Raw genomic sequence first — 25,107 nt, 5'->3', positions numbered from 1 at the left:
CGGCTACGTTATCACCGCTCACCGATCGCGCAACAGCGCTATCGCGATGGCCAGTACCACGCCGGCTCATCGAGCATGCCCTGCCCCACCATTCCCGCTGGCGACAATCCGGTGCCTCTCCGTCAGGAAAGGCACCGGACCCCACAGCATCACTCACGTCGGATCAGTTAGTCCACGTAGCCTTCAGCGACACGCCCGAGAACGCGGCATAGCCATTGAGCAGCACGTAGTACGTCCCCGTCTGCGGCGAGGCAAACGAGCAGCTTTCGGTGTTACCGGTCACGTACGGACGGCAGTCGTAGCTCGACGTCGTCGGCGCCGAACCGAACTTCACGTAAAGATCCGCATCGCCGGTGCCACCCGAGATCGCGATCTTCAGGCTCTTGGCGCCCGCCGGGATCGCCACGGTGTACTTCAGCTGGCCGTTCTTCGCCGCCGACAATCCGGTCGCCGCGACGCCGTTCTGCAGCACGGTGCCACCACCGGTGCCGCCCGACGAGCTCACGGTCACCGACGAGGTCTTCGTGCTGGTGGCGCCCGCATTATCCGTCACGGTTTCAGCAACGCTGTACGTGCCTGCGGCGCTGTACGTGTGGCTCGGGCTGGTAGCCGTCGAGGTGCTGCCATCGCCGAAGGTCCAGGCATGCGACGCGATGCTGCCGTCGCTGTCGGTGGAACTGTCGGTAAAGGTGGCGACGAGCCCGTTGGTCGCGACACTGAAGTTCGCAACCGGCGGCGCGTTGGTGCTGCCACCGCCGCCTCCGGTCACCCAGTTGGCCTGCGCGTACGTGTTGAGCTTACCGATATCGAAGCTGCCGAAGCCGGTCGCTTCGTCGAAGCCGGTCGTCGCAGTGTAACCGTGGCTCTGGTAACCGTTGTTACCGGAGGTCACGTCATGCAGCAGCGAGGTCTGCGTCGGGAACGCCTGATAGAACTTCGACGCCGGGAAGCCGATCGCATTGTTCGCCGCGGATTCGATGCGCGCAAACGCACCGACGAACAGCGGCGAGGCAAGGCTGGTTCCGCCCACCTGTTCGGTCGATCCATTGACGACGATCAGCGCACCCGAGGACGAAGCCGCATCGAACGCCAGGTCCGGACCGACGCGCTTGGTCGAGCTGGATACCGACGACTGCCATGACGGTGCCGCCTCGTAGAGGCTGACGCCGCCACCCGTCGCCCACAGGCGCTGGTTGTTGTCACCCTGGCTCGGCGCGATCGCCGAGAGGCCTTCGTTCCACACCGTTTCGCCCGACCACGTCGTGCCGCTGGTGGACAACGTCGTACCACCGACCTGGATGACGTATGGCGAACTCGCCGGCTCACTCACCGAGTAGTGGGTCAGGTCGATCTTCACCGTACCGGCGGAATTCGCCACGTAGCCGGGCGAGCCCGAGGTGGGATCGGTCGACCACTGGTAGACACCCGCGTCGCCGGAAGCGATCGAGAAGGTCTGACCCTGAGCCACGGCCTGCTGGAAAATCGCGTCGTCAGCCGCCTGGGTACCCGACTGCTGCGCGGCGGTTTCGTCTTCGCCGAGCGACACGTTGATGAGCTTGGCGATGTTGTCGGTGACGGCACGGTTATACGATGCGGTGATACCCGCGTCGGTGATGCCCGACGAACTGGAATCGCCGTTGGCCGAGGTATAGAAGATCAGTTGCTTCACGCCTCCGGCGATACCGACGATGTCCTGGCTGTCCAGCGACCATTCGCCGTTGGAATCCGGATCGTTGGCGAACGTGCCGCTCCCCACCTTGGTGATCGTGGAGTTCACGGTAGCCAGACCTGCGCCCGAGGTGAAGCTGTTCAGATCGGTCACCGTCTGCGTGACCGAACCCCAGGTGATGATGCCCACCGCGGTATTCGTGGCGGCGGGCAGACTGCTGCCACCGTAGATAGCGGCGAAATCCTGAGGATGATGCGCAGCGACGGCGGCGGCAGCCTGCGTGCCGACGTTCGGTCCGGGAACCGTGACGTCCTCGGGGTGGTATACGTGGTGCAGCGTGTGCTTGACGGACACGTTCTGCAGACCGAGCACGGCGTTGACACTGTCACCAAGCGACGCCGGGACCAGTGCGGGTGCATCGTTGGCAAAGAACTCACGGCCATTGGCGCTGAAGCGCTTGATCGACGTGCGGAACCCGTTCGTCGCGGCACCCGCCGTACCATCGGCAGAGATCAGCAGACGGTTCGGTGCGACTTCGATGTTGGTGAAGCCGGCCTGCTGCAGGTGGGCTACGACGGCGTCGACCTGCGACTGCGTCGGCCCGAAGCGTTCGGTGAACTGCGACGGCGTAAGGAACTTGCCGAAGAGTGCGCTACCCGGCGTGGTCACGCCGGCAAGGAAGGTCTGCAACGCATCGGGATTGCGCAACTTCAGCGCGACTTCCACATGCAGCGGATGATCGGCTTCCAGTGCCGTGACCGCGGCACCGTCGATCCGCGGTGAGCCCGTCATGTTCAACGTATAAGCATTGCCGGTCGTCGTCGCGCTGGTCGAACTCGCCGCCAGCACCTGGGTGCTGGCGGGCGGTGAAATCGCCGCCTGTGTATGCGTCGAGACCCAGGCGTCTTCCGCATGCGCTGAAAGGGAGGACATCGCCAGGGCGATGGCAACCGTCAATGCGGTCTTCTCAATCTTCATGGATGGTCCTTCGTCTGCCCGTAAGTGACCTGCCGTGAAGCGACAGGCCTGACACGTCCGGCTTTGCGGCGGCACCTCGGATTCCCTGCCCCAAATCGCGAATACGCAGGAAAATACGAATACCCCACCGTTCCACCGGGTCTTTCCCCTGTCCCCGAAGCCATGACGGGTCCAGGCTTTCGCGAAGCTTTCGTGCCGGGTGAAGTCAGAAACTCATGACGGCGTGACGTGACGGACCACGCAGAATAAGGCACGGCGGCGGGGCGCCACGCCTCTGAGCAGGCGTGCAGGACCGATGCGTTACGACCGACCCGTTCGCACGATCTTGCGTCTTTGCCGAAAACGGGACGACCGCATGCGCCCTCAGGTGGACCGACGCGCACGCACCTGATCGAGCAGCGCGGCAACGACAGCGCGCCCTTGCGCGAGATCCATGAACTGCAGGGGCGCACGATGTTCGAGTTCAGCGTGGGGGGTTCGCAGCCATCTTCCCAGCCAGGCCGCAGCGTCGAGATTCACGTCGGGACCGCCTTCGACGGCCGCCCCGAGACCGAGCAGCGTTTCGCCCAGGAAGACCGCGAGTGCCATGACGCCTTCGGATTCGCGGGGCGACAGTCGATCTTCGTCCACCACCTTCTGGCGAACGCGTACCCGATGCAGGCCCAGGTAAAGCATGAGGTTGTCTTCGGACAGGCGCAGATCGTAGGCGAGGTCCATGACCAGCTCAGGCGGCAATCCGCGGCGGATCATCTCGACGCGCTCCAGCGGGGTCGCGCGTGCCATGTCGGCGTAGACCGGTGAAACGCCTTTGCGGCGCGGGGAAACTACCATGTCGTCACTCTCCGGATAACCAGTGGCCCGCTAACGTGCCACAGCGCATAGCGTCATGACTTGAGAATCGGGACCGGTTTCCGCTTGCAGTCGCGGAACGAGCCTGTGTACCGTCGGGAGATTCCACCCGCCGGAGTCACGCGTGAAGCCACTGTCCCTGCTGCTTTCGACCTGCCTCGCCGCCTCGGCCGCCCTGCCCCTCGCCGCCGTCGCGGCGCCCGCCCACTTCGCGGTGGAGAACGGGCAGTTCCTGCTCGACGGCAAGCCCTACGTGATTCGCTCCGGCGAGATGCACTACCCGCGCATCCCCCATGCCGAGTGGCGTGACCGCCTGCGCAAGGCCCGGGCGATGGGTCTGAATACCATCACCACCTACGCGTTCTGGAATGTGAGCGAACCGGAGCCCGGTAAATTCGACTTCACCGGCGACAACGACATTGCGACCTTCGTGCGCACGGCGCAGGAAGAAGGCCTCAACGTGATTGTCCGGCCCGGTCCGTTCGTCTGCGCGGAGTGGGAATTCGGCGGCTTCCCGGCGTGGCTGCTGCGCACGCCGGGTCTCCGCGTGCGTTCGTACGACGCGCGTTTCCTCAGCGCCAGCGCCGCATGGTTCAAACGACTGGGACAGGAACTGGCTCCGCTGCAATCCACCCGTGGCGGTCCCATCCTGATGATGCAGGTGGAGAACGAATACGGTTACGTGGGTAACGATCGCGATTACATGGCCGCCATCCGCCAGCAGATGCTCGATGCCGGCTTCGACGTCCCCCTCTTCATGTCCAACGGCCCTGGTCCGACCTGGATGAGTCGCGGCACGCTACCCGGCATGCTTTCGGTCATCAACTTCACCGGCGACGCCACGAAAACCGAGCGCGCCTTCAGGCGGTCGGCAGCACAGATGGAAGGTATGCCGAAGATGGCTGGCGAATACTGGAGTGGCTGGTACGACCGCTGGGGCGAGGAGCACAAAACGCGCTCGACCGAAGAAGTCGCCGGCTCGCTCGGCTGGATGCTCGACCACGACATCTCATTCAACCTGTACATGGTGGACGGCGGGACCAACTTCGGCTGGATGAACGGCGCCAACAACGACGATGCGCATTACCTGCCCGTCACCACGAGTTACGACTACGACTCGCCCATCGATGAAGCGGGCAGGCTCACGCCCAAATACGATGCGCTGCGCAAGGCGATCGCCGCGCATCTGCCCAAGGGTGAGCATCTGCCGAAGCCGCCGGCTTCGTCGCCCACGACCGCCACGGCGCGCGTCGAACTGCGTGAGTCGGTCGGCCTGCTCGATGCCCTGCCGACGCTTTCGGCACAGCCCAGGACCTCAGTGACACCGCAGGGGATGGAAAGCTTCGGGCAGAACTACGGCCTGATCCTCTACCGCAAGAAGCTCGACAACGACGCAAAGGGCAAGCTGGACGTGAACGATGTCCACGACTACGCCACCGTGCTGACGGACGGCCATGCGATCGGAACGCTGGACCGGCGCAAGGACGAACACAGCCTGCCCGTCGACCTGAAGAAAGGCAGCACACTCGATCTGATCGTCGAGAACATGGGCCGTATCAACATCGGCCCCGGCATGGAAGACGACTACAAGGGGATCACGTTCTCGGTCCAGCTAGCTGGAGAGGATCTGACGCAGTGGACGGTCTATCCACTGCCGCTGAACGATCTTTCCGGCCTGAAGTACGGCTCGGGTGCGGCGCCCGGTGGCCCGGCGTTCTGGCATGGCACGCTCGAGGTTCCCACGGTGGCCGGCACGTTCCTCGACATGCGCGGCTGGCATAAGGGCAACGTCTGGATCAACGGACACCATCTGGGCCGCTTCTGGGAAATCGGGCCACAACAATCGTTGTACGTGCCGGCATCGTGGTTGCACAAGGGCAGGAACGACGTGGTCGTTCTCGAGATGCAGGGCGGCGGTTCGCACAGCATCGCAGGCATGGCGAACCCGGTTTTCTCTACCAAACCAGCACCGTGAGACGGTTCTTTACCGAATATGTGTAGGCCAGCGCTGACAGACGGACGTCCGAATACCGCTTATTGTTCATCCGCGCACGGCCCTCCCGGAGCCGTGTGTCACGCAACACGTCACTGACCGCCCCCCACTTGGTCAGTGATTTTGAGCGGCGCTCGATGCGCCGCTTTTTTTATCTCCGGCTTCCGCCACCGTCTCGTTCCATGAAGCCTTCAGCGAAGCGTCGGCAAAGTTCTTCGTCGCCAGAATACGGGCGTAATAAGGACCGGCGCGCGGTGCATCGAAGGTGCAGCGAGCGGCACCGTCGGTCAGCGCCACATGGCAGTCATAGCTGCTGTCGGTGGGTACCGATCCGAACTTCACGTAGAGCTCAGCCAATCCCGCCGGCCCCGTCAATTCGAGGTCCAGGTGAGACGCCCCCAGGGGCGGACGAGCGAAGTAATGCAGCTCGTAGGTCGCAACGGCCGACAGGCCCGGTCGCGCCGTTCCGTTGCGCAACTCCGGCGGGAAAGGCATGACGCGAACCGGCAACGTCCGGTCGAACGTCTTGCCCTCGCCATCCGCGATGGTCTCGCGCACCTCGTAGACGCCGACGCGCGAATACGCGTGGATGGGCGCGGCGGCTACGGACGTTGCGCCGTCGCCGAAGTCCCATGTCCGATTCAGGACCGTGCCCTCGGATTCATCGGTGAAGGAGGCCGTCAGCCCCTCCGCCACGACCGAGAACGCCACGGGTCCGCCATAAGGCTTGGGCTGCGGCGCCACCTCGGCCGCCGGCATCGTCGTGCTTCCCGTCACTTCCGGGGGCACAGAGGCCTCCTTTCCCACGTTTCCGCAGGCGGAAATCGCGACGAGTGCCCCCAGAACGAAGCCTGACCGGCCGCCCATCCGTGCGTTGCTGTCCATTCGCCCCTCCCCTCGGCCGTCTCCGGCCGGATCATCGGTATAACCCACTCGCGCCACCTCGGCCTGCCAGCTGCCGATTCGGCGTGACGCTAGCGCGGCAGACCGGAAGAAGGCGTCAACAGCGGTTTTTCCCCCGAAGATCCCCGGCGACGCCGGCAGGCGTCGTCGCCACGAGTCGCGGCGCATGGAGGTCGCTCCTACGCATGTCGTGCTCGTTTATCACAAGGTCTCGGGGGGAACCGGCGACGATAAACGCCGGCGGCGCAGCAGGAAGAGCACGGCGCCCAGTGGAAACGAGATTCCGATGACCCATGGGTTGTAGCCGTCTCTGAACGCGGAAGCGCTGAAGAACTGGAAAGACAACGGATAGAGACGGATGTCACCGGTGGCCCAGTTCATCCGGAGCGTCATCGCGCCAACCAGGGTAAAGACGGCCCAGGTCCGCTTCCAGCGAAATTTTGGCGTACGCACGCAGATGACGAAAACAACCAGGCAGAACAACGGAAGCACGATAGCCAGAAACAGCATCGCCAGTTGTGCCGGCCCTTTCCCCGTCAACGTGAACGCACCGGCTTGCTCCTGCTCAGCCGTGATCATCCACGCATGCAGGCCGACCACCGCGGTCTTGCCGTCACGGGTCATCAGAGTCGCCGTAGCGAGCATGCGCCGCTCGGCGAATCGATACTCGTAGGTGATGTCGTAGCGGGTCTGTCCATCCCGCGAGAAGAACTTCGAGCCGACCAGCTTGCTCTCATCCGGCTCGCCTTTCGGCAGCTGATCCGTCATCCGGGTCAGCGCACTGTCGCTCGCCTGATCGCGGAAGGCCGGGTCCATCTCGGCACGCAATGCGTCGTTGCGTCCCGCGTGCCAGTCGTCCAGCGCCTTCTTCGCCATTTCAGACTGCGGGTGGGGCGCGAACTTCGCGACCAACGCATCCTGATTGCATCCCACCATGCACAGCGCCAGCAGCACGGCGCCCATCCAACGCATCATCCGAACCATGTCGTCCCCGTCCTGAGTCCCTGATGGCGGAGAGTATTCGCACGAAGGACGCCGGGCGCAAGCCGCCGGTTCAGCGGAAGCCGCGCATCCCGAGTACGGAAGCCTCCGCCTGCACACGCCTCGATGCATCGGCTACTTCAATACTGACCACTGTCTTACCGATGGGCGCGAGCGCGATGCCCGCGAGCTTCAGGTGCTGGATGGCAAACGGAATGCCGATGATCGTGACGAAGCAGGCAATCGCGGACATCACATGTCCGATGGCCAGCCAGACGCCGGCGAACAGAAACCAGATGATGTTGCCGATCGTGCCGAGGCCGCTGGTGCCGATGTCGCCGCGCCCGGTGAGGTCACGCCGGTTGACCGCCTCCTTGCCGAACGGGAAGAAGGCGAACGTTCCGATGACGAAACACGCACGCGCCCAGGGAATGCCGACGATGGTGATGAATGCGATCAGGCCGGCCAGCCACCAGCCCAGCCCCATGACGAAGCCGCCGAGGATGAACCAGAGAAAGTTGAAGATGGTGCGCATGTCGTCTTCCTTGTGAATGTACGGGAGTAACCTAGGACGGGCGCCGAGGGTGAGCAAGTGTCACTCGTCATAGCCCGCGTGCCTCGCTACGGTCAAAGCCACTCGCACGCCTCACCGGGCGCTACCCAGCCCGGCATCCGGAAGCCGGTGTCGGTCACTTCGCCGGGGACATGGCATCGATCCACGCAACGACCTGCACCCAATGTCGCCCGACAGCATATTTCCGAAACGAGGCGGGTCCACCGTTCATGGCCGAGAGGTCAGTACCTTTCTCAAGGAGAAGCATGGCGATATTTTCGCGGTCGACGCCACCAAGTGCGGGCAGCCCATAACGTCCCGGCGTCGATGGGGCGATGCCGACCGAGAGTGCATACCGCACCATGCCGATGTCCCCGGCACTCGTCGCGATGTGCAGCAGCGTATTGCCATCGGCTGCCGCGGCCCTGGGATCGCAACCGCGCTCGACGAGCCAGCGCGCAATCGCTTCACCCTGCCAGCGCCGCTTGTCGGTACTGAAGTGGTTGAGCAGCAATGTCACAGGCACCCGCCGTGCCTCCGCGTCGTGATCCGCGTCGTCACTGAAGGTCAGCGAGGGATGCGGCTCGGTCGCATGCTCTTCCCAGATGCGTTTGACGGACGCGAGATCGCCACCGCGGATCGCGGCGCGAAACGCACTGTCGATCTTTGCCTGATCCCGTCGCCCTGCCGTGTCCAGAAGACCCCGGGCGATCAACGGATCCACCAGAGTGATTCGGCCGTAACGCAAGGCTTCCTCCAGCAAGGAACCCAGATACGGTCGAAAACCAAGCGTTTCGTCGGGAAGCGTATGCGTGACCGGCGCACCGAGTTCGATCATGCGACGCATGGCTGCGTCATCATGCGATTGCTCATTGGACACGGCACGAAAAAGGATCTCACCGGCCTCGGCTGAGTCGAAACGGAAGCCCTCCGCCGCCATCGTCGTGACCGCTTCCTGGGAGAGATGAATCCACCTGTCCGCCCTCCCGACCTCGTCGATGGCGCGCTCGAACTCGACCACTTCCGGCGGCATGCCCACGTAACTCCCCAGAAAGTCCTCGACCGTATGAACGTCGTGACCCACGGCGATCGTGACCTTATAGACCGGAAGGTCGGTCACCGGTGCATGATAGACCGGTCGTAACGACCACAGGTTCGTCGTTTCGATGCGGCGCGCGAGCGCGGCCGCGGCGGCAGGTGACACGCGATACGCGTGGCGCCCAGAGACGTCGGCGTAATCGGCGCCTTCGTAGATGACGCTTCCATCACCCCGGACTTCGATCCGATAGGAAGGGCACGCGCCATAGCACTGCCCACGCGACAGCGACATTCGAATGTCCGCGAGTGGCGCTTTCGGAGCCGGAACGCGACGGGCAGGACGTTCCACCTCGGCCACCGTCTCCGAAACGATGGCGGTCACCGGTGCACCATCGACTTCGAAGGGCGCATACCGCCAGTGGGCCAGTCGCCCCAGGAGCGCGCGCCGGGAAACCGCCATCGGCGATTCGCCATCCAGATTCGCTCCCGTACTGAAGCAAGTTACGCGCCCTTCCGTGTCTATCCGGAGCAACAGATCAAATCCCCATCGCTCCGCTGTCGTGTCGAAGGGATAGTCGATCAGGGGCGCGGGAAACCTGCGATGGGATGCAGTGTCTGACTCATCGACTGGGTGGCCAAGCAGTTGCTCGGGCGAACACGGACCAGGCGCCGCGGCCCTGACCGTGGCCGACATGAAAAGGAAACTCAGAACCGCCGCGTACCGCATACGTCCGTGCATTCGTTGTTCTCCCGCGCCGCGCGTGGCGCACCTGCCGATCTTCGCACGATCCTGCGAGCATGCGCAGGCCACGCTTGCACGGTTTTACGGCCAGGTGCTAGCATTTTCCCCGCTACCCCGTCGGGCGTAGCCGTAAGCGTTTACGTCAACCAACGCGCATATCTGGACAGACCGGCTCCCCGTGAGCGGCTGTTCGCTGCGCGGAGTGTGTGACGTGAATATGTTTACCCAACGCTTCACCGGGAACCTCTCGTTCCTGTCTGTTGTAAAGCGGCCGGCATCGATCGCCCTGCTTCTTTTCCTTCTCGTTGGATTCGCCGATGGCGCCATGCTGCCGTTCTTCGCCTTATGGGCGCAGGGCGAAGCCGGTATTCCCGTGGCGTGGATCGGCGTGCTCTTCGGCTGCTACGCGGGCGGAGAGATTCTCGCGACACCTTTTATCGGCGGCATCGCCGACCGTATAGGGCGACGGCCTGTACTGCTTTGCTCGACACTGGGCGTCGGACTTGGATTTGCGATGCTTTATTTTTCGCATGGGGTTTTCCAGGCCGCGTGTGTCCTGCTCTTCATCGGCGTAAGCGAGAGCGTCCTGCATCCGACGATTGCCACCGTTATCGCGGACACCATTCCCGGCGAGAAAACACGTTCCTACTTCTCCCTGGCGCGAGTGATGTCGAACATCGGGCGCGCCGCCGGCCCGGCCGTCGGGGCCGTTCTGGTCCTGCATTCCCTCGGAAGCGTGTTTCTCGGATCCGCAGTTGCCCTGTTCGCGTGCGCCTGCCTTGTCGCCCTGGCGTTGCCGGAGACGCGCCGCGCCGGTTCGTTGGCGGACGATGACGATGAAGAGGGGCTCGCCTCGCTGCTTCCCGCTTTCCACGATCGTCGCCTCGCCGGTCTGCTGGCCTGGGTCGTCCTTCTCGAAATGTCGAGCAGCTGGATCGAGGCCGTGCTTCCTCTCTATGCGCACGGCGCGCACACGCTGACGCCATCCGGTGTCGGCAGCCTGTTCACCTATGGCGCGCTGCTCGTAGTCGTCTTCCAGTTTCCGCTTACCCGCATGACGCGGAACGCGTCGGAATCGACACTGATCGTCGCCAGTGGCGTCGTGCTGACGATGGCGTTCGTGGCGCTCATGCTGTCGTCCGGTTTGACCACACTGATCGTCGCGATGACCGGCTTCGCTTTCGCCGACATGTTATTCGGGCCGCTCGTTCCCGCCGCGGTCAATGCCATGGCCCAGGACGGCAACCGTGCGACCTACATGGCCGCTGTGTCGGTTGCGAACGACATCAAGGACACCGTCGGGCCCGCGACCGGCACCGCACTGTTTGCTGTCGGGGTGCATGTGCCCTGGGTGGGAGGGATGGTGATCGCGGCGCTGGCGGCGTGGGGACTTGCTTCATCGATGAGACGCTCCCGGGGTCAAGACCGTCGTATCCCATAGCGATCCCTCGCCCGTTCGAGCGCCCCGTCGATTCCCTCCCGACGCCATCGTGCACAGACCAGGGCATAGGTGTGCACGAGCAGACCGGTCAGCGCTCCCACGCACAGAGCGAGAAACGCGAGATCAATCCAGCGGTCCAGTTCGATCGCCCACTGCGGTGGGTGGGCGTAACGTGCGATTACGTGAAGGGTGCCGGGATGCACAGAAGAGACCTGCCCTGCTTCGCCACCCCGATAGTGGGCCGCGACGCCCGGCATGGTTACGCGAATCCGGCCACCCGCCCGTCCCTGCCACCCCGCGATTCGTCCCCGGATCGGAGATATTCATCCCAACAGGCGCGACAGCACGGACTACGCGGCGCAGGATCGACGGCAACCAAAGGAGACCGATCATGGACCGCCGCACCCTGCTGAAGACCGCTCTCATCCTGCCCCTGCTGCCCCTCACGGCCAAGGTGGACGCCTTCGTCACCGGCGGCGGTCGCTGGCTGAAACCCGGAGCATCCGGCTGGCCGACCGATGCCGACTGGAACGCGCTGAACCGTCAGGTGGGTGGCCGTCTCTCGATACCGAAGAACCCGTTGCTGGATCCTGCCACCCGCGAAGACGCGCTCGCCCACATCGGCAACCAGTTCTACGTCGGCGATCAGCCGGGCCTCACGCAGACCGGCGCCTACTATCGGGCATGGACGTCGACGCCCAGCGCCCGTGTCCTGGCAGCCGAGAGCGCCCAGGACATCGCCACGGCCATCGCCTGGGCTCGTCGGCGCCGGGTGCGCCTGGTCGTTCGTGGCGGCGGCCACAGCTACCTCGGTGCGTCCAACGCACCGGACTCCCTGCTCATCTGGACCCGCCGGATGAACACCGTCGAGATGGTCGACAGCTTCGTGCCCAAGGGGGCTGCTTCCGGATCTATCGGCGTACCCGCAGCCCACGTCGGTGCGGGCGCCATGTGGATCGACGCGTACCACGCGGTAACCACGGTAGGCGGTCGCTACATCCAGGGCGGCGGCTGCACGACCGTCGGGTGCGCCGGTTTCACCAACGGCGGCGGCTTTGGCAGTCTCTCGAAGGGCTTCGGCACCGGTGCGTCAAACCTGCTGGAGGCGGAGGTCGTCACGGCGGACGGAAAGATCCGCATCGTCAACGCTTTCCAGGATCCCGAGCTGTTCTGGGCATTGAAAGGCGGTGGCGGTGGCAGCTTCGGCGTCATCACCCGCCTCACCTTCCGCACGCACGATTTGCCCGAACAGATCGGCGGGGTCCACGGACGCATCGAGGCGGATAGCGATGCGAGCTTCGTCGCGCTCGTCGCGCAGGTACTTCGACACTTTCGCGAGAACCTCTGCAATCCCCACTGGGGTGAGCAGATCGAATTCCACGGCGACCGCCACATCGATCTCTCGATGTTGTTCCAGGGACTCAGCGAAGACGAGGCGAAGGCGGCGTGGCAACCCTTCCTGGAGTGGGTTGCGCGCCGGCCGGCTTACACGTGGGTCAAGCCGTTCTGGCTGAAGGCGATGCCGGCGCGGCACTTCTGGGACCTCGCTTTCTACCAGAAGTACGGCCTGACCTTCGCTGTGCCGGACGACAGGCCGGGCGCGCCCGCTCATCACATGATGTGGGCGGGCGATAAGGAACAGGTGGGAACGTACATCCATGCCTATACGTCGGCATGGCTGCCTTCGCGTCTGCTTCAGGACAATCAGGTGGAGACACTGGCCACGGCGATCGTCGAGGCATCACGCGAGCTGGGCTTCTCGCTGCATTTCAACAAGGGGTTGTTCGGTGCTTCCGCGGAGACCCTGGCGCAGGCACGCGACACTGCGATGAATCCCGACGTGCTGGACGCCTTCGCCCTGGCCATCATTGCGAACGGTGGTGCGGCGGTTTTCGAAGGGCTGCCCGGCATGCATCGGGACGATGCGAAGGCGCAGCAAGGTGAAGACGCGACGCGGAAATCGTATGCGCGCCTGACGCGCGTCGCGCCGGGTGCGGGCGCGTATTTTTCCGAAAGCGATTTCTTCCAGAAGGACTATAAAAAAGCGTACTGGGGGACGAACGTACCTCGACTCGCAGCGGCCAAGCGGAAGTACGATCCCGAAGGAATATTCGCGGTGAGAAACGGGATCGGCTGAGCTTCAAAAAGGCGCCAACTCATGGTTGACGCCTTTTCTTACACGTTAGCTGTCCAGCTGCGTCGCGACGGTATGTCGGGTGGCCGGGGCCGTAATGACATCGCTCGCTATACGAGGCTGCTCTCGCTGAGCGCCCTGTTGCCTGGATCGGGTTGCACCCTGGAGTTGGCCCCTAAGCCAGAGCAAGGTAGTCCTCGCAGAGTGCCGCGTCTACGTGACGTGCTGAAAACCGCCAAAGAAAAAAGGCGCGAATCGCGAGATTCGCGCCTTTTCCTTTAAAGCTGGTAGCGGGGGTAGGATTCGAACCTACGACCTTCGGGTTATGAGCCCGACGAGCTGCCAGACTGCTCCACCCCGCATCAGAGTCAGCAAGTATACGGACATGGCCGGATTCTTGCAAGCGTTCTGCAACAAATATTCGGGAAAGTTCGCGTCGACTTCCATTCAGGGCCGTCACCCCGCCCTGATTCGCCAGCCTCCCCGCCCGATACGCCACGATGGTCCCAGCCATGAGACCCGATCCTGTGGGAGAAAGACGCATAAAAAAGGCGCGGACCGAGGTCCGCGCCTTTTCCGTCATTCATCGACCGACGTCAGCCTCAGCTGGCGAACGCCTTCTGGCACCAGGCCAGCAGCGGCGACCAGGTGAAGCCCAGCACGAGCAGCGCGAGCGCGTTGATCGAGAGTACCCAGCGCGACGGCGCGTCGGCGACGGCACGCACGTCGGTGCCTTCCACCGGCGCATCGAAGTACATGATCTTGACCACGCGCAGGTAGTAGTACAGACCGATGATGGCGAACACGGCGCCGACCAGGGCCAGCCACAGGAAGCCCGCGTCGACGGCGGCCTTCAGCACCAGCAGCTTGCCGAAGAAACCGAACAGCGGCGGCACGCCCGCCAGCGAGAACATCACCAGCAGCATGAGGAACGCATACCACGGCGAACGCTGATTGAGCCCCTTGAGGTCGTCGATCTCTTCGCACTCGAAGCCCGAACGCGACAGCACGATGATCATGCCGAAGGCGGCGGCGCTGGTGAGCGCGTAGCTGACCGCATAGAACATCGAGGCCGAGTAGCCTTCCGGACCGGCGTTGACCAGACCCAGCAGCAGATAGCCCATGTGCGAGATGGTCGAATAGGCCAGCAGCCGCTTGAGGTTGGTCTGCACGATGGCGACGAGATTACCGATCGCCAGCGAGAGCACCGCCAGCGTCGCCAGCATCATCTGCCACTGCGGCGCCAGGCCGGTCGCGCCACCGGCGATATCGCCCATGCCGGTGGACAGCAGACGATAGGCCATACCGAACGCCGCCAGCTTCTGCGCCGAACCGATGAAGATGGTCACGGCGGTCGGCGAACCCTGGTACACGTCCGGGATCCACATGTGGAACGGAGCCGCGCCCAGCTTGAAGCCGATGCCGACGATCATGAAGACCAGGCCGAACAGCAACAGGGTCTTCCATTCGGTGTTGACGATGGCGGCGTGGATCGTGTGCAGGTCGAGGCTGTGGGTCGCACCGTAGACCATCGACATGCCGTACAGCAGCATGCCCGAGGCCAGCGCACCCAGCACGAAGTACTTGATCGCCGCTTCCGACGACAGCTGCGAATCGCGGTTCAGCGCGACCAGCGCATACGACGAGAGCGTCAGCAGTTCGAGACCGAGGTACACCGTCACCAGGCTACCGGCGGACACCAGGAACATGATGCCCACCGTGGCGAAGATGGTCAGCGTGTAGAACTCGCCGAACGGAATCGCCCGCGCCTTAAGGTAGGGACGCGCATAGACGAAGATCACCGCGGTGATCAGCAGCGAAAACACCTTCAGCACTTCGGCAACGCCGTCGCGGATGAACATGCCGCTGAAGGCGGTGATGCTGGTGTCCGGCTGACCGCTGACGACGAGGTACGCGCCGATCACCAGGACCAGGATGGAAAGCCAGTGGACTGCGCCCTTCTGTGCCGGCGAGAGCCACGCGTCCATGAGAAGCAGGACGCAGGCCGCCAGCACGAGGTAAACCTCGGGGAGCAGGATCAGGATGTCGTTGATACCAGGCATGGATAGTTCCCGCTCAGACTTTGGTGATGGCCAGCTGCTCGACGATCCGAGCAACCGAGGCATCCATCAGGTGGACCAGCGGCTCCGGCCAGATACCGAAGACCAGCACACCGGCGGCGAACGCGCTCAGCATGAAGATCTCGCGACCGTTGACGTCCGTCAGTTCCGCGACGTGCTTGTTCTTGACGTCGCCCCAGAGGACACGCTTGACCATCCACAGCGTGTAGGCCGCGCCGATGATCAGCGTGAACGCGGCGAACAGCGCGATCCACGGGTTGGCACTGAACGAGGCCAGGATGACCATGAACTCGCCGACGAAACCGCTGGTGCCCGGCAGGCCGCTGTTGGCCATGGCGAACAGCACGTAGAACGGGGCGAAGATCGGCATCACGTTGATGACGCCGCCGTAGTCCTTGATCTGACGGGTATGCATGCGGTCGTACAGCACGCCGATGCAGCTGAACATCGCGCCGGAGATGAAGCCGTGCGAAATCATCTGGACCATGGCGCCCTGCATGCCCAGGCGCGCGGCCTCAACATTGTTCGACTCACGCACCAGCAGGAAGGCGATGAAGATACCCAGAGTGACGAAACCCATGTGGGCGATCGACGAGTACGCCACCAGCTTCTTCATGTCCTGCTGCACGAGCGCGATGTAGCCGATGTAGCAGACCGCGATCAGGCTGAGGACGATGACCAGCCAGGCGAAGTGATGCGACGCGTCCGGCACCATCGGCAGGCTGAAGCGGAGGAAGCCGTAGCCACCGATCTTCAGCATGACCGCCGCCAGCACCACCGAACCGCCGGTGGGTGCTTCGACGTGGGCATCGGGCAGCCAGGTGTGTACCGGCACCATCGGCACCTTGATGGCGAAGCCCAGCAGGAAGGCGAAGAACAGCCAGCTCTGCTCGGTCATCGTCAGGTGCACGTTGGCCATGTCGGCCATGGCGAAGCTACCGCCCGTCTTGTGATACAGGTAGATCAGGCCGATCAGCATGAAGATCGAGCCGAAGAACGTGTAGATGAAGAACTTCAGCGTGGCATACACACGGCGCGGACCACCCCAGATACCGATGAGGATGAACATCGGGATCAGCATGGCTTCGAAGAACACGTAGAACAGCAACGCGTCCGTCGCGCAGAACACGCCGATCATCATACCTTCGAGGATCAGCATGGCCGCCATGTACTGGTGCGGCTTGTTCTGGATGACTTCCCAGGCACCGACGATCACGAGGATCTGGGTGAAGGTGGTCAGTACGATGAGCGCGACGGAAATGCCGTCGATGGCCAGCGAGTAGTTGATGCCCAGTGACGGAATCCAGCTGAACGATTCGTTGAGCTGAAGCGTACCGGTGGAGGCATCGTAGGCAGGCAGGAGGGCAAGGCTGGCGGCGAAGGTGGCAACCGCGACCAGCAGCGAGATCCAGCGGGCGAGACCCGGACGACCGGCGCCGGCCAACAGCACCGGAATGGCGCCGACGACCGGGAGCCAGATCAGCAGGCTGAGCAAGTGATTCGACATATAGCTCGTTTCCCTTATTGCCCGATCAGCCAGTACCCGCCGAGGAGCAGGATAAGACCGAGGATCATGGCGAACGCGTAGTGGAAGAGGAATCCGGATTGCAGGCGACGGGTGCCGCTCGCGATGCGCTGTACGAGGCCGGCCGAGCCGTTGACGATGGCGCCGTCGATGATGGCGGTATCGCCCACCTTCGAAAGACCTTCGCCCAGCTTGACGCCGCCCTTCGCGAACACCGCGAAGTAGAGTTCATCGATCCAGTACTTGTGGTCGAGCAGGTTGAACACCGGCTTCAACGCGTTCTTCGCCTTGTCGGCAACGGACGGGTTGAACAGGTAGACGTAGGTGGCGACGACGAAGCCCGCGAACGCGATCCAGAACGGCGGCTGCAGGAACCCATGCAGGCCGGCCGCCAGCGCACCGTGGAACTCGTGACCGAGTTCGCCGAGCACGTTGTTGGCTTCGTTGACGTGGATCGCCTTGCCGAACCAGTCGCCGAACAGCATCGGACCGACGGTGAAAGCACCGATCAGGATGGACGGAATGGCCAGGAGCACCAGCGGTACGGTGACCACCCACGGCGACTCGTGCGGTGCATGCTCGAGAACGCCCGGCGTGTGATGGCCGTGATCGTCGTGCGCGTCGTCGTGGTGGTCGGCATGGGCGTCATGACCGTGGCCATGCGCCTTGTGCTCGACGGTGAAGCGCTCCTTGCCATGGAAGGTCATGTACAGCAGGCGGAAGCTGTACAGCGAGGTCACGAAGACGCCGCCCATCACGCAGAAGTAAGCGTACGTCGCGCCCCAGCGATGCGACTCGCCGACGGCCTCGATGATCGCGTCCTTCGAATAGAAGCCCGAGAAGAACGGCGTACCGGCCAGGGCCAGCGAGCCGATCCACATCGTGATCCACGTCACCGGCATGTACTTGCGCAGGCCGCCCATGTAGCGCATGTCCTGCTCATGGTGCATGCCCATGATCACCGAACCCGCGCCGAGGAACAGCAGCGCCTTGAAGAAGGCGTGGGTCATCAGGTGGAACACGGCGCCGCTATAGGCGGACACGCCGAGTGCGACGGTCATGTAACCGAGCTGCGAGAGCGTCGAGTACGCGATAACGCGCTTGATGTCGTTCTGCACGATACCGATCAGGCCGGTGAAGAAGGCCGTGGTCGAACCGATCACCAGGATGAAGGACAGCGCACCCTCGGTCAGTTCGAAGATCGGCGACATGCGCGCGACCATGAAGATACCGGCGGTCACCATCGTCGCCGCATGGATCAGCGCGGAGATGGGGGTCGGGCCTTCCATCGAGTCCGGCAGCCACACGTGCAGCGGCACCTGGGCCGACTTGCCCATCGCACCGATGAACAGCAGGATGCCGATCACGGTCGCGGCGTCCCACGCATGGTTCTGCGTGATCTGCAGGGTCTTGCCGACCAGCTCGGGAGCGTGGTCGAAGGCGGTCTGGTAGTCCAGCGTCCCCATGAAGTACAGGATGGCCGAGATACCGAGCAGGAAACCGAAGTCACCGACGCGGTTGACCAGGAATGCCTTGAGGTTCGCGAAGATCGCGGTCGGACGCTTGTACCAGAAGCCGATCAGCAGGTACGACACCAGGCCCACCGCTTCCCAGCCGAAGAACAGCTGCATGAAGTTGTTGCTCATGACGAGCATCAGCATCGAGAAGGTGAACAGGGAGATGTAGCTGAAGAAGCGCGTATAGCCCGGGTCTTCTTCCATGTAGCCGATGGTGTACAGATGCACCAGCAGCGACACGAAGGTCACCACCACCATCATCATGGCGGTGAGACGGTCGACCATGAAGCCGACCGACGCGTGGTACTTGCCGATCTCGAACCAGGTGTAGATGTCCTGGTTGAAGTTCTGCGCACCGGCGAAGACCAGCTGGTAAAGCACGTAGAACGAAAGGGCGCAGGAGATGCCGACACCGAGGATGGTCGCGGTGTGCGCCCCTGCCCGGCCGATCACCCGACCGAACAGGCCGGCCAGGATCGAGCCCACCAGCGGCGCCAGTGCGATCGTCAGCAGGATTGAAAGCGAGAGACTCATCGGATCAACCCTTCATGCTGTCGATTTCGGCGACATTGATCGTGCTGCGGTTACGGAACAGCAGGACCAGGATCGCCAGGCCGATGGCGGATTCCGCCGCGGCCACGGTGAGGATGAAGAACACGAAGACCTGGCCGCCGACATCGCCGAAAAAGCGCGAGAAGGCGACGAAGTTGGTGTTCACCGCCAGGAGCATGAGCTCGATCGCCATGAGCAGCACGATCACGTTCTTGCGGTTGATGAACAGTCCGGCGACCGCGATGCAGAAGAGGATCGCGCCGAGGACGATGTAATGGGAAAGCGTGATCACTTGGCGTTCTCCTGCGTCGGATCGACAACCGGGGCCGAAGCCGGGCTGACGGAAGCCATGGTTTCGCTGGCGACCTTGACCACGCGGACGCGGTCGGTGGCCTGGACCACCACCTGCTGCGAGGCGGTCTGATGCTTCACGCCCAGACGCTGGCGGAGGGTCAGGGCCACGGCGGCCACCACGCCCACGGTCAGGATCAGTGCGGCGATCTCGAACGGAAGCAGGAAGTCGGTGTACAGGGCCTTGCCCAGCCAGGCGACGTTGGACTCACCCGCCGGGTTGGGACCGAGCGTATGGGCGTGCATGGCCTTGACGCCGATCATCGCCAGCATTTCGACCAGCATGACCAGGGCGACGATGATGCCGACCGGCAGGTAGCGGATGAAGCCCTCGCGGACGACCTCCTGCTTGATGTCGAGCATCATGACGACGAAGAGGAACAGCACCATCACCGCGCCGACGTAGACGACGACGAGGGCGATGGCGAGGAACTCCGCTTCGGCCAGCAGCCAGACGCAGGCCATGCTGAAGAAGGTCAGCACCAGCGAGAGCACGGCATGGACCGAGTTCTTCACGGTGATGACCATCAGCGCGGCAATCACGGATATGCCGGCGAAGAGGTAGAAACAGATGAGTTGGAGCAGATCGGTATTCATCGCTTGTTCTCCGGGCGCCTCAGCGGTAAGCCGCGTCTTGCGCGCGGGCGGCAGCGATGTCCTGCTCGAAGCGGTCACCGATGGCCAGCAGCTGGCCCTTGGTCACCACGTTCTCGCCGCGATGTTCGAAGTGGTACTCGTGCACGTGCGTTTCGACGATGGAGTCGACCGGGCAGCTTTCTTCGCAGAAACCGCAGAAGATGCACTTGAACAGGTCGATGTCGTAACGCGTGGTGCGGCGCTGGCCGTCTTCCGGCCGCGGAGCCGAGTCGATCGTGATGGCCAGGGCCGGGCACACCGCCTCGCACAGCTTGCACGCGATGCAGCGCTCTTCACCGTTGGCGTAACGGCGCAGGGCGTGCAGTCCACGGAAGCGGTTCGACTTGGGGATGTGCTCGAACGGGTAGCGCATCGTGTACTTCGGGCTGAACATGTAGCGCATGGTCAGGCCCATGCCGGCGAACAGCTCGAGGAGCAGGAGGCTCTTCAGGTAATGGATAACGCGGGTCATGGCGATCAGGCTCCCGTGCCGAGGTGGACCCAGCCGAAATACTTCAAGCAGCCGGCGACGAGGACCCAGACGATGGTGATGGGGATGAAGACCTTCCAGCCGAGGCGCATGATCTGGTCATAGCGGTAGCGCGGGAAGCTCGCGCGGAACCACAGGAACAGGAAGGCGAAGATGAAGGCCTTGATGAACAGCCAGTGGAAACCGCCGTGGCCCAGGAGGCCCCACGATTCCGGGAACGGCGACAGCCAGCCACCCATGAAGAAGATCGAGGTCAGGAAGCTGACCAGGATCATGTTGGCGTATTCCGCGAGGAAGAACAGCGCGAACGGCGAGCCGGAGTATTCGACGTGGAAGCCCGCGACGATTTCCGATTCGCCTTCCGCCACGTCGAACGGTGCGCGGTTGGTTTCCGCCACGCCTGAGACGAAGTAGACGACGAACACCGGCAGCAGCGGCAGCCAGTACCAGGTGAAGAAGTTGCCCGCCTGCGCGTTGACGATAGCCGAGAGGTTCAGGCTACCGGTGAGCACCAGCACGCAGACGATCGACATGCCCATGGCCAGCTCGTACGAGATGACCTGAGCCGCCGCGCGCATGGCGCCGAGCATCGCGTAACGCGAGTTGGACGACCAGCCGGCGAGGATGATGCCGTACACGCCCATCGAGGTCATGGCCAGCAGGTAGAGCACGCCGGCGTTGACGTTGGCGAGCACGACTTCCGGACCGAACGGCACCACCGCCCACGCGGCGAGCGCCGGTACCAGCGCCAGCAGCGGCGCGAGGTAATAGAGCACACGGTTGGCGTTGGTCGGAAGGATGACTTCCTTCAGCAGCAGCTTGACGACGTCGGCGAAGGCCTGAAGCAGACCGGCGGGACCGACCTTGTTCGGCCCCATGCGGACGTGCATCCAGCCCAGCACCTTGCGCTCCCACCAGACGTACAGTGCGACGCCGATGACCAGCGGCAGCACGATCGCCAGGATGAAGAGGATCGGCAGCAACAGGTGGTCGAAGAGTTGATCGGCCATGGTTTACGCCTTGCTCACGGTAATGGCCGCGCCGTATGGGGGCAGCATGGCGGTTTCGGAATGCGCGGCTTCGATCCAGACGGCGCCGGCAGGCACCGCCGCGTCGAAAGCCACCGGCAGGACGACGTCGCCGATGCGCGCGTTGGCGCCATCGGAGAGACCGAGCTTGCCGGCCTCTTCCGCACCGATGCGGATGGCGGCGGGACGGTTCAGCGGATGCGCATTGAGCGCACCGGCACGGCGAAGCACCGCGTCGCCGCGATAGATCGGCGTGGTGGCCAGACGCGAGAGCGAGACGCCGTTGCTGCGCGAACCCAGCACCTGGCGGACGTCCGAAGCGCGTTCGGTGAACCCTTCACGCAGACCGGCGAGGTCGTCGAACTCGAAGCCCGCCACGTTGAGCATCCCGCCCAGCGCGCGCAGCACCTTCCAGCCCGGACGGGCGTCGCCCGGTGCCTTCGCACCGGCGACGACGGTCTGCGCCGTACCTTCGACGTTGACCAGGGTCGCGTCGATTTCCGGCGTCAGACCGATCGGCAGGATCACGTCCGCCGAGTCCTTCAGGGCGTCGCTGGCGTAAGCCGCGAAGGCCACGACCGTCTGCGCCGAATGCATCGCCCGCTGCGCGAGTGCGCCATCGGCGAAATCGTGCGGCGGCTCGACGTTGTACAGGATGTAACCCTTACGGGCCTGGGCGAGCATGCCGCGCGCGTCCAGTCCGCCAGCGGTCGGCAGGACGCCGACCGACGACAGGCCCAGCGCGTTGGCGCCGACCGGGATTTCGTTGAAGGCCGCACCGGCCGCCTGCGCGATGAAGCGAGCGATGGCACGCAGCCACGAGGCTTCCGGATGGGTGACCGCGGCGTGGCCGAAGATGACCACCGCGTTCTCGCCGAGCGCCTTGAAGGCGTCGCGGTGCGCGTCGGTCGTCTCCACGCCGTTCAGCGCGGACGCCAGCGACTCCGGCACCGAAGCGCCGTTCTCGCCGGCCGCCTTGGCCAGGATCAGCAGTTCGTTCACCAGCGCGTGCGGCGCGGCGACCGATTCACCGGCCAGCGGGTAGTTGAAGTTGAAGTGGGCCGGATTGACCGCGTACACCCTGGCGCCCTTCTTAACCGCCTGACGCAGGCGATGGTTGAGGAGCGGCACTTCGTGGCGCAGGTCCGAACCGACCAGCAGCGCGGCCTTGACCTTGTCGATCGAAGCGATCGGCGAGGCGAACGGCTTCGCGAACGCGTTATCCGCGAAGTCGAGCTGACGCAGGCGGTGATCGACGTGGGCACTGCCCAGGCCGCGTGCGAGACGGACGATCAGCTCGCCCTCCTCGTTCGACGTGGCGCCGTTGACCAGCACGCCGAGCTCGGCGCCGGAGATGCTCCTGAGTGCTTCGGCGGCGACAGCCAGCGCGTCGTCCCAGGTCGTCGCCGACCACTGGCCGTTGCGCTTGACCATGGGAGTCTTGACGCGGTCCGCCGCGTACAGGCCCTGATGGCTGTAACGGTCACGGTCCGAGAGCCAGCACTCGTTGATCGTCTCGTTGTCGCGCGGCACGTTGCGCAGCACTTCGCCGCGGCGCGTATGCATCCACAGGTTGGAGCCGAGCGCATCGTGGTAGGCGATGGACGGACGCGCGATCAGCTCCCACGCGCGGGCCTGGAACTGGAACGGCTTGTTGGTCAGCGCGCCGACCGGGCAGACGTCGATGATGTTGCCCGACAGTTCGCTCTCGATGGTCTTACCGATGTAGGTGCCGATCTCGAGGTTTTCACCACGGCTCATGCCACCCAGTTCGTACGTGCCGGCGATCTCGCTGGTGAAGCGGACGCAGCGCGTGCACTGGATGCAGCGGGTCATCTCGGTCGCGATCAGCGGGCCGATGTTTTCGTCGGCGACGGTGCGCTTACGCTCGTTGTAACGCGACACCGAGCGGCCATAGCCCAGCGAGACGTCCTGCAACTCGCACTCGCCGCCCTGATCGCAGATCGGGCAGTCGAGCGGATGGTTGATCAGCAGGAATTCCATCACGTTGCGCTGCGACTTCAGCGCCTTGTCCGAGCGCGTGAAGACCTTCATGCCCTCACCCACCGGCGTGGCGCAGGCAGGCGCGGGTTTCGGCATCTTCTCGATTTCCACCAGGCACATGCGGCAGTTGGCGGCGATCGGGAGCTTGCGGTGGTAGCAGAAGCGCGGGATGGCGATACCGACGGCGTCGGCCGCCTGGATGATCATCGACCCCTTGGCTACCTGCACCGGAACGCCGTCGATCTCGACGTTGACGAGGTCCGGCGCGGCATTGGCTACGGGCTGCGCACTCATGCAGCGACTCCAGTGGTGACCGTGTCAGCCGGACCGTCGACGATCGAGCGGCCATGCTTCACGTAGTATTCGAATTCGTGCCAGAAGTGGAACAGGAAGCCCTGCACCGGCCACGCCGCGGCTTCACCGAAGGCGCAGATGGTGTGACCTTCGATCTGACCGGCGATCGCCTTCAGGCGATGCAGGTCGTCTTCCGTACCCTTGCCTTCGACGATGCGCGACAGCACGCGGTGCATCCAGCCGGTGCCTTCGCGGCACGGGGTGCACTGACCGCACGACTCCGCCATGTAGAAACGCGAAATGCGATGGCAGGCGCGGACCATGCAGGTGGTCTCGTCCATGACGATCACGGCACCGGAACCCAGACCCGAACCCGCCTTCTGCAGCGAGTCATAGTCCATGGTGCATTCCATGATCTTCTCGGCCGGCAGCACCTTCATCGAGGAGCCGCCCGGGATCACCGCCTTGAGCTTGTTGCCGTTGCGCACGCCACCGGCCAGCTGCAGCAGGTCGGCGAACGACGTGCCCAGCTTGATCTCGAAGTTGCCCGGGTTGGCCACGTGGCCGGACACCGAGAAGATCTTCGGGCCGCCGTTGTTCGGCTTGCCGATGTTGAGGAACCACTCCGCGCCGTTGCGCAGGATGGCCGGCACCGAGGCGTAGGTCTCGGTGTTGTTGATCGTGGTCGGACGACCGTACAGGCCGAAGCCGGCCGGGAACGGCGGCTTGAAGCGCGGCTGGCCCTTCTTGCCTTCGAGCGATTCCATCAGCGCGGTTTCTTCGCCGCAGATGTATGCGCCGGCGCCGAGCGCGTTGAAGATGTCGACATCGATGCCGGAGCCGGCGATGTCCTTACCCAGCAGGCCAGCCGCGTAGGCTTCCTTCAGGGCTTCTTCGATGTGCTCGAACGGCTCGTGATGGAACTCACCGCGCAGGTAGTTGTAGGCGACGGTCGAGCCCGTGCAGTAGCAGGCGATGGCCAGGCCTTCGAGCACCGCATGCGGGTTGAAGCGCAGGATGTCGCGGTCCTTGCAGGTGCCCGGCTCCGACTCGTCCGAGTTGCACAGGATGTACTTCTGGCCGGGTGCCGTGCGCGGCATGAACGACCACTTCAGGCCGGTCGGGAAGCCCGCGCCACCGCGACCGCGCAGCGCGCTCTTCTTCAGTTCTTCGATCAGCGCGGCGGGATCCGGCTTCTCGGCCAGGATCTTGCGCCAGGCCTTCCAGCCATCCATCTTCTCGTAGCTTTCGAGCGCCCACGGCTTCTCGAAATGCAACGTCGTATAGACGACCTGGTGTTCCTGCGGTGCGGGTCCGACCGGACCAGTGGTGCTAGCCATTGCCCTTA

18 protein-coding genes and 1 tRNA gene are annotated in these 25,107 nt (G+C 63.9%); 3 read left to right on the top strand and 16 right to left on the bottom strand.

Features of this window, described 5'->3' with window-relative positions; genetic code table 11:
* Positions 1 to 163: 163 nt before the first annotated feature.
* Together BLT40_RS02875 and BLT40_RS02870 are read right to left on the bottom strand one after the other, a co-directional pair.
* Positions 164 to 2,647 (bottom strand): protease pro-enzyme activation domain-containing protein, encoded by a 2,484-nt coding sequence (locus tag BLT40_RS02875; protein ID WP_090351238.1) that lies wholly within the window; start codon positions 2,645 to 2,647, stop codon positions 164 to 166.
* Positions 2,648 to 3,010: 363 nt separating this feature from the next.
* Positions 3,011 to 3,478, bottom strand: coding sequence for an antitoxin Xre/MbcA/ParS toxin-binding domain-containing protein (locus BLT40_RS02870; protein ID WP_036112250.1), 468 nt, complete (start codon positions 3,476 to 3,478; stop codon positions 3,011 to 3,013).
* A gap of 142 nt (positions 3,479 to 3,620) precedes the next feature.
* Here BLT40_RS02870 and BLT40_RS02865 point away from each other — a divergent pair, with 142 nt between their 5' ends.
* A complete protein-coding gene (locus BLT40_RS02865) occupies positions 3,621 to 5,471 on the top strand; it encodes a glycoside hydrolase family 35 protein (protein WP_090351235.1) in 1,851 nt (616 codons plus the stop codon).
* A 132-nt stretch (positions 5,472 to 5,603) separates the two neighbouring features.
* Here the strand turns inward: BLT40_RS02865 and BLT40_RS02860 are convergent, their stop codons facing one another.
* The 4 genes from BLT40_RS02860 to BLT40_RS02845 form a co-directional block, all read right to left on the bottom strand.
* Entirely contained in the window at positions 5,604 to 6,560 is a 957-nt protein-coding gene (locus tag BLT40_RS02860; protein WP_090351232.1) for a PKD domain-containing protein, read from the bottom strand.
* 33 nt (positions 6,561 to 6,593) lie between these two features.
* Positions 6,594 to 7,376, bottom strand: coding sequence for a hypothetical protein (locus tag BLT40_RS02855; protein WP_090351229.1), 783 nt, complete (start codon positions 7,374 to 7,376; stop codon positions 6,594 to 6,596).
* A gap of 70 nt (positions 7,377 to 7,446) precedes the next feature.
* Positions 7,447 to 7,908, bottom strand: coding sequence for a YccF domain-containing protein (locus BLT40_RS02850; protein WP_036112241.1), 462 nt, complete (start codon positions 7,906 to 7,908; stop codon positions 7,447 to 7,449).
* Between the two features lie 154 nt (positions 7,909 to 8,062).
* Entirely contained in the window at positions 8,063 to 9,424 is a 1,362-nt protein-coding gene (locus BLT40_RS02845; RefSeq protein ID WP_090351226.1) for an ankyrin repeat domain-containing protein, read from the bottom strand.
* A 499-nt stretch (positions 9,425 to 9,923) separates the two neighbouring features.
* On the opposite strand from BLT40_RS02845, the gene BLT40_RS02840 reads away from it, so the two are divergent.
* Entirely contained in the window at positions 9,924 to 11,147 is a 1,224-nt protein-coding gene (locus tag BLT40_RS02840) for an MFS transporter (protein ID WP_090351224.1), read from the top strand.
* Positions 11,148 to 11,538: 391 nt separating this feature from the next.
* On the top strand, positions 11,539 to 13,284 hold the full coding sequence (locus BLT40_RS02835; RefSeq protein WP_090351221.1) for an FAD-dependent oxidoreductase: 1,746 nt from the start codon (positions 11,539 to 11,541) through the stop codon (positions 13,282 to 13,284).
* Between the two features lie 282 nt (positions 13,285 to 13,566).
* Here BLT40_RS02835 and BLT40_RS02830 read toward each other — a convergent pair.
* The 10 genes from BLT40_RS02830 to nuoF all read right to left on the bottom strand — a co-directional run bounded on the left by BLT40_RS02830 (position 13,567) and on the right by nuoF (position 25,099).
* Positions 13,567 to 13,643: transfer RNA gene (locus BLT40_RS02830), tRNA-Met, on the bottom strand.
* A gap of 240 nt (positions 13,644 to 13,883) precedes the next feature.
* On the bottom strand, positions 13,884 to 15,344 hold the full coding sequence (gene nuoN / locus BLT40_RS02825; RefSeq protein WP_036112228.1) for an NADH-quinone oxidoreductase subunit NuoN: 1,461 nt from the start codon (positions 15,342 to 15,344) through the stop codon (positions 13,884 to 13,886).
* Positions 15,345 to 15,357: 13 nt separating this feature from the next.
* Positions 15,358 to 16,869, bottom strand: coding sequence for an NADH-quinone oxidoreductase subunit M (locus BLT40_RS02820; protein ID WP_090351218.1), 1,512 nt, complete (start codon positions 16,867 to 16,869; stop codon positions 15,358 to 15,360).
* 14 nt (positions 16,870 to 16,883) lie between these two features.
* On the bottom strand, positions 16,884 to 18,938 hold the full coding sequence (gene nuoL / locus BLT40_RS02815; RefSeq protein WP_036112222.1) for an NADH-quinone oxidoreductase subunit L: 2,055 nt from the start codon (positions 18,936 to 18,938) through the stop codon (positions 16,884 to 16,886).
* A gap of 4 nt (positions 18,939 to 18,942) precedes the next feature.
* Positions 18,943 to 19,248: an NADH-quinone oxidoreductase subunit NuoK gene (nuoK, locus tag BLT40_RS02810; RefSeq protein ID WP_036112219.1), complete on the bottom strand. Its 306-nt coding sequence runs from the start codon at positions 19,246 to 19,248 to the stop codon at positions 18,943 to 18,945.
* Positions 19,245 to 19,904, bottom strand: a complete 660-nt coding sequence (locus BLT40_RS02805) for an NADH-quinone oxidoreductase subunit J (RefSeq protein ID WP_090351215.1) — start codon at positions 19,902 to 19,904, stop codon at positions 19,245 to 19,247. Before BLT40_RS02805 ends, nuoK begins: the two co-directional genes overlap by 4 nt.
* Before the next feature lie 19 nt (positions 19,905 to 19,923).
* On the bottom strand, positions 19,924 to 20,415 hold the full coding sequence (nuoI, locus tag BLT40_RS02800) for an NADH-quinone oxidoreductase subunit NuoI (protein ID WP_036112213.1): 492 nt from the start codon (positions 20,413 to 20,415) through the stop codon (positions 19,924 to 19,926).
* Positions 20,416 to 20,420: 5 nt separating this feature from the next.
* Positions 20,421 to 21,443: an NADH-quinone oxidoreductase subunit NuoH gene (nuoH, locus tag BLT40_RS02795; RefSeq protein ID WP_036112211.1), complete on the bottom strand. Its 1,023-nt coding sequence runs from the start codon at positions 21,441 to 21,443 to the stop codon at positions 20,421 to 20,423.
* Between the two features lie 3 nt (positions 21,444 to 21,446).
* On the bottom strand, positions 21,447 to 23,759 hold the full coding sequence (nuoG, locus tag BLT40_RS02790) for an NADH-quinone oxidoreductase subunit NuoG (RefSeq protein WP_090351212.1): 2,313 nt from the start codon (positions 23,757 to 23,759) through the stop codon (positions 21,447 to 21,449).
* The gene (gene nuoF / locus BLT40_RS02785) at positions 23,756 to 25,099 is read right to left on the bottom strand and encodes an NADH-quinone oxidoreductase subunit NuoF (protein WP_036112206.1); all 1,344 of its coding nucleotides are present in this window, start codon (positions 25,097 to 25,099) and stop codon (positions 23,756 to 23,758) included. The genes nuoG and nuoF overlap by 4 nt, the downstream gene beginning before the upstream one ends.
* Positions 25,100 to 25,107 lie beyond the last annotated feature (8 nt).

This window comes from Dyella sp. 333MFSha (assembly GCF_900102405.1).
GTDB classification, from domain to species: Bacteria; Pseudomonadota; Gammaproteobacteria; order Xanthomonadales; family Rhodanobacteraceae; genus Luteibacter; species Luteibacter mycovicinus.
The sequence above is the reverse complement of the archived record's forward strand: the minus strand, read 5'-3'. Positions and strand labels throughout refer to the sequence as shown.

Excerpts from the sequence above, each read along its gene's own strand:
- BLT40_RS02850 (WP_036112241.1), bottom strand. The coding sequence starts at position 7,908 with ATGCGCACCATCTTCAACTTTCTCTGGTTCATCCTCGGCGGCTTCGTC.
- BLT40_RS02870 (WP_036112250.1), bottom strand. The coding sequence starts at position 3,478 with ATGGTAGTTTCCCCGCGCCGCAAAGGCGTTTCACCGGTCTACGCCGAC.
- BLT40_RS02840 (WP_090351224.1), top strand. The coding sequence starts at position 9,924 with ATGTTTACCCAACGCTTCACCGGGAACCTCTCGTTCCTGTCTGTTGTA.
- nuoF (WP_036112206.1), bottom strand. The coding sequence starts at position 25,099 with ATGGCTAGCACCACTGGTCCGGTCGGACCCGCACCGCAGGAACACCAG.
- nuoI (WP_036112213.1), bottom strand. The coding sequence starts at position 20,415 with ATGACCCGCGTTATCCATTACCTGAAGAGCCTCCTGCTCCTCGAGCTG.
- BLT40_RS02820 (WP_090351218.1), bottom strand. The coding sequence starts at position 16,869 with ATGTCGAATCACTTGCTCAGCCTGCTGATCTGGCTCCCGGTCGTCGGC.
- BLT40_RS02855 (WP_090351229.1), bottom strand. The coding sequence starts at position 7,376 with ATGGTTCGGATGATGCGTTGGATGGGCGCCGTGCTGCTGGCGCTGTGC.
- nuoN (WP_036112228.1), bottom strand. The coding sequence starts at position 15,344 with ATGCCTGGTATCAACGACATCCTGATCCTGCTCCCCGAGGTTTACCTC.
- nuoH (WP_036112211.1), bottom strand. The coding sequence starts at position 21,443 with ATGGCCGATCAACTCTTCGACCACCTGTTGCTGCCGATCCTCTTCATC.
- BLT40_RS02860 (WP_090351232.1), bottom strand. The coding sequence starts at position 6,560 with ATGCGCCGCGACTCGTGGCGACGACGCCTGCCGGCGTCGCCGGGGATC.
- BLT40_RS02805 (WP_090351215.1), bottom strand. The coding sequence starts at position 19,904 with ATGAATACCGATCTGCTCCAACTCATCTGTTTCTACCTCTTCGCCGGC.
- nuoL (WP_036112222.1), bottom strand. The coding sequence starts at position 18,938 with ATGAGTCTCTCGCTTTCAATCCTGCTGACGATCGCACTGGCGCCGCTG.
- BLT40_RS02875 (WP_090351238.1), bottom strand. The coding sequence starts at position 2,647 with ATGAAGATTGAGAAGACCGCATTGACGGTTGCCATCGCCCTGGCGATG.
- BLT40_RS02845 (WP_090351226.1), bottom strand. The coding sequence starts at position 9,424 with ATGGCGGTTTCCCGGCGCGCGCTCCTGGGGCGACTGGCCCACTGGCGG.
- nuoG (WP_090351212.1), bottom strand. The coding sequence starts at position 23,759 with ATGAGTGCGCAGCCCGTAGCCAATGCCGCGCCGGACCTCGTCAACGTC.
- BLT40_RS02835 (WP_090351221.1), top strand. The coding sequence starts at position 11,539 with ATGGACCGCCGCACCCTGCTGAAGACCGCTCTCATCCTGCCCCTGCTG.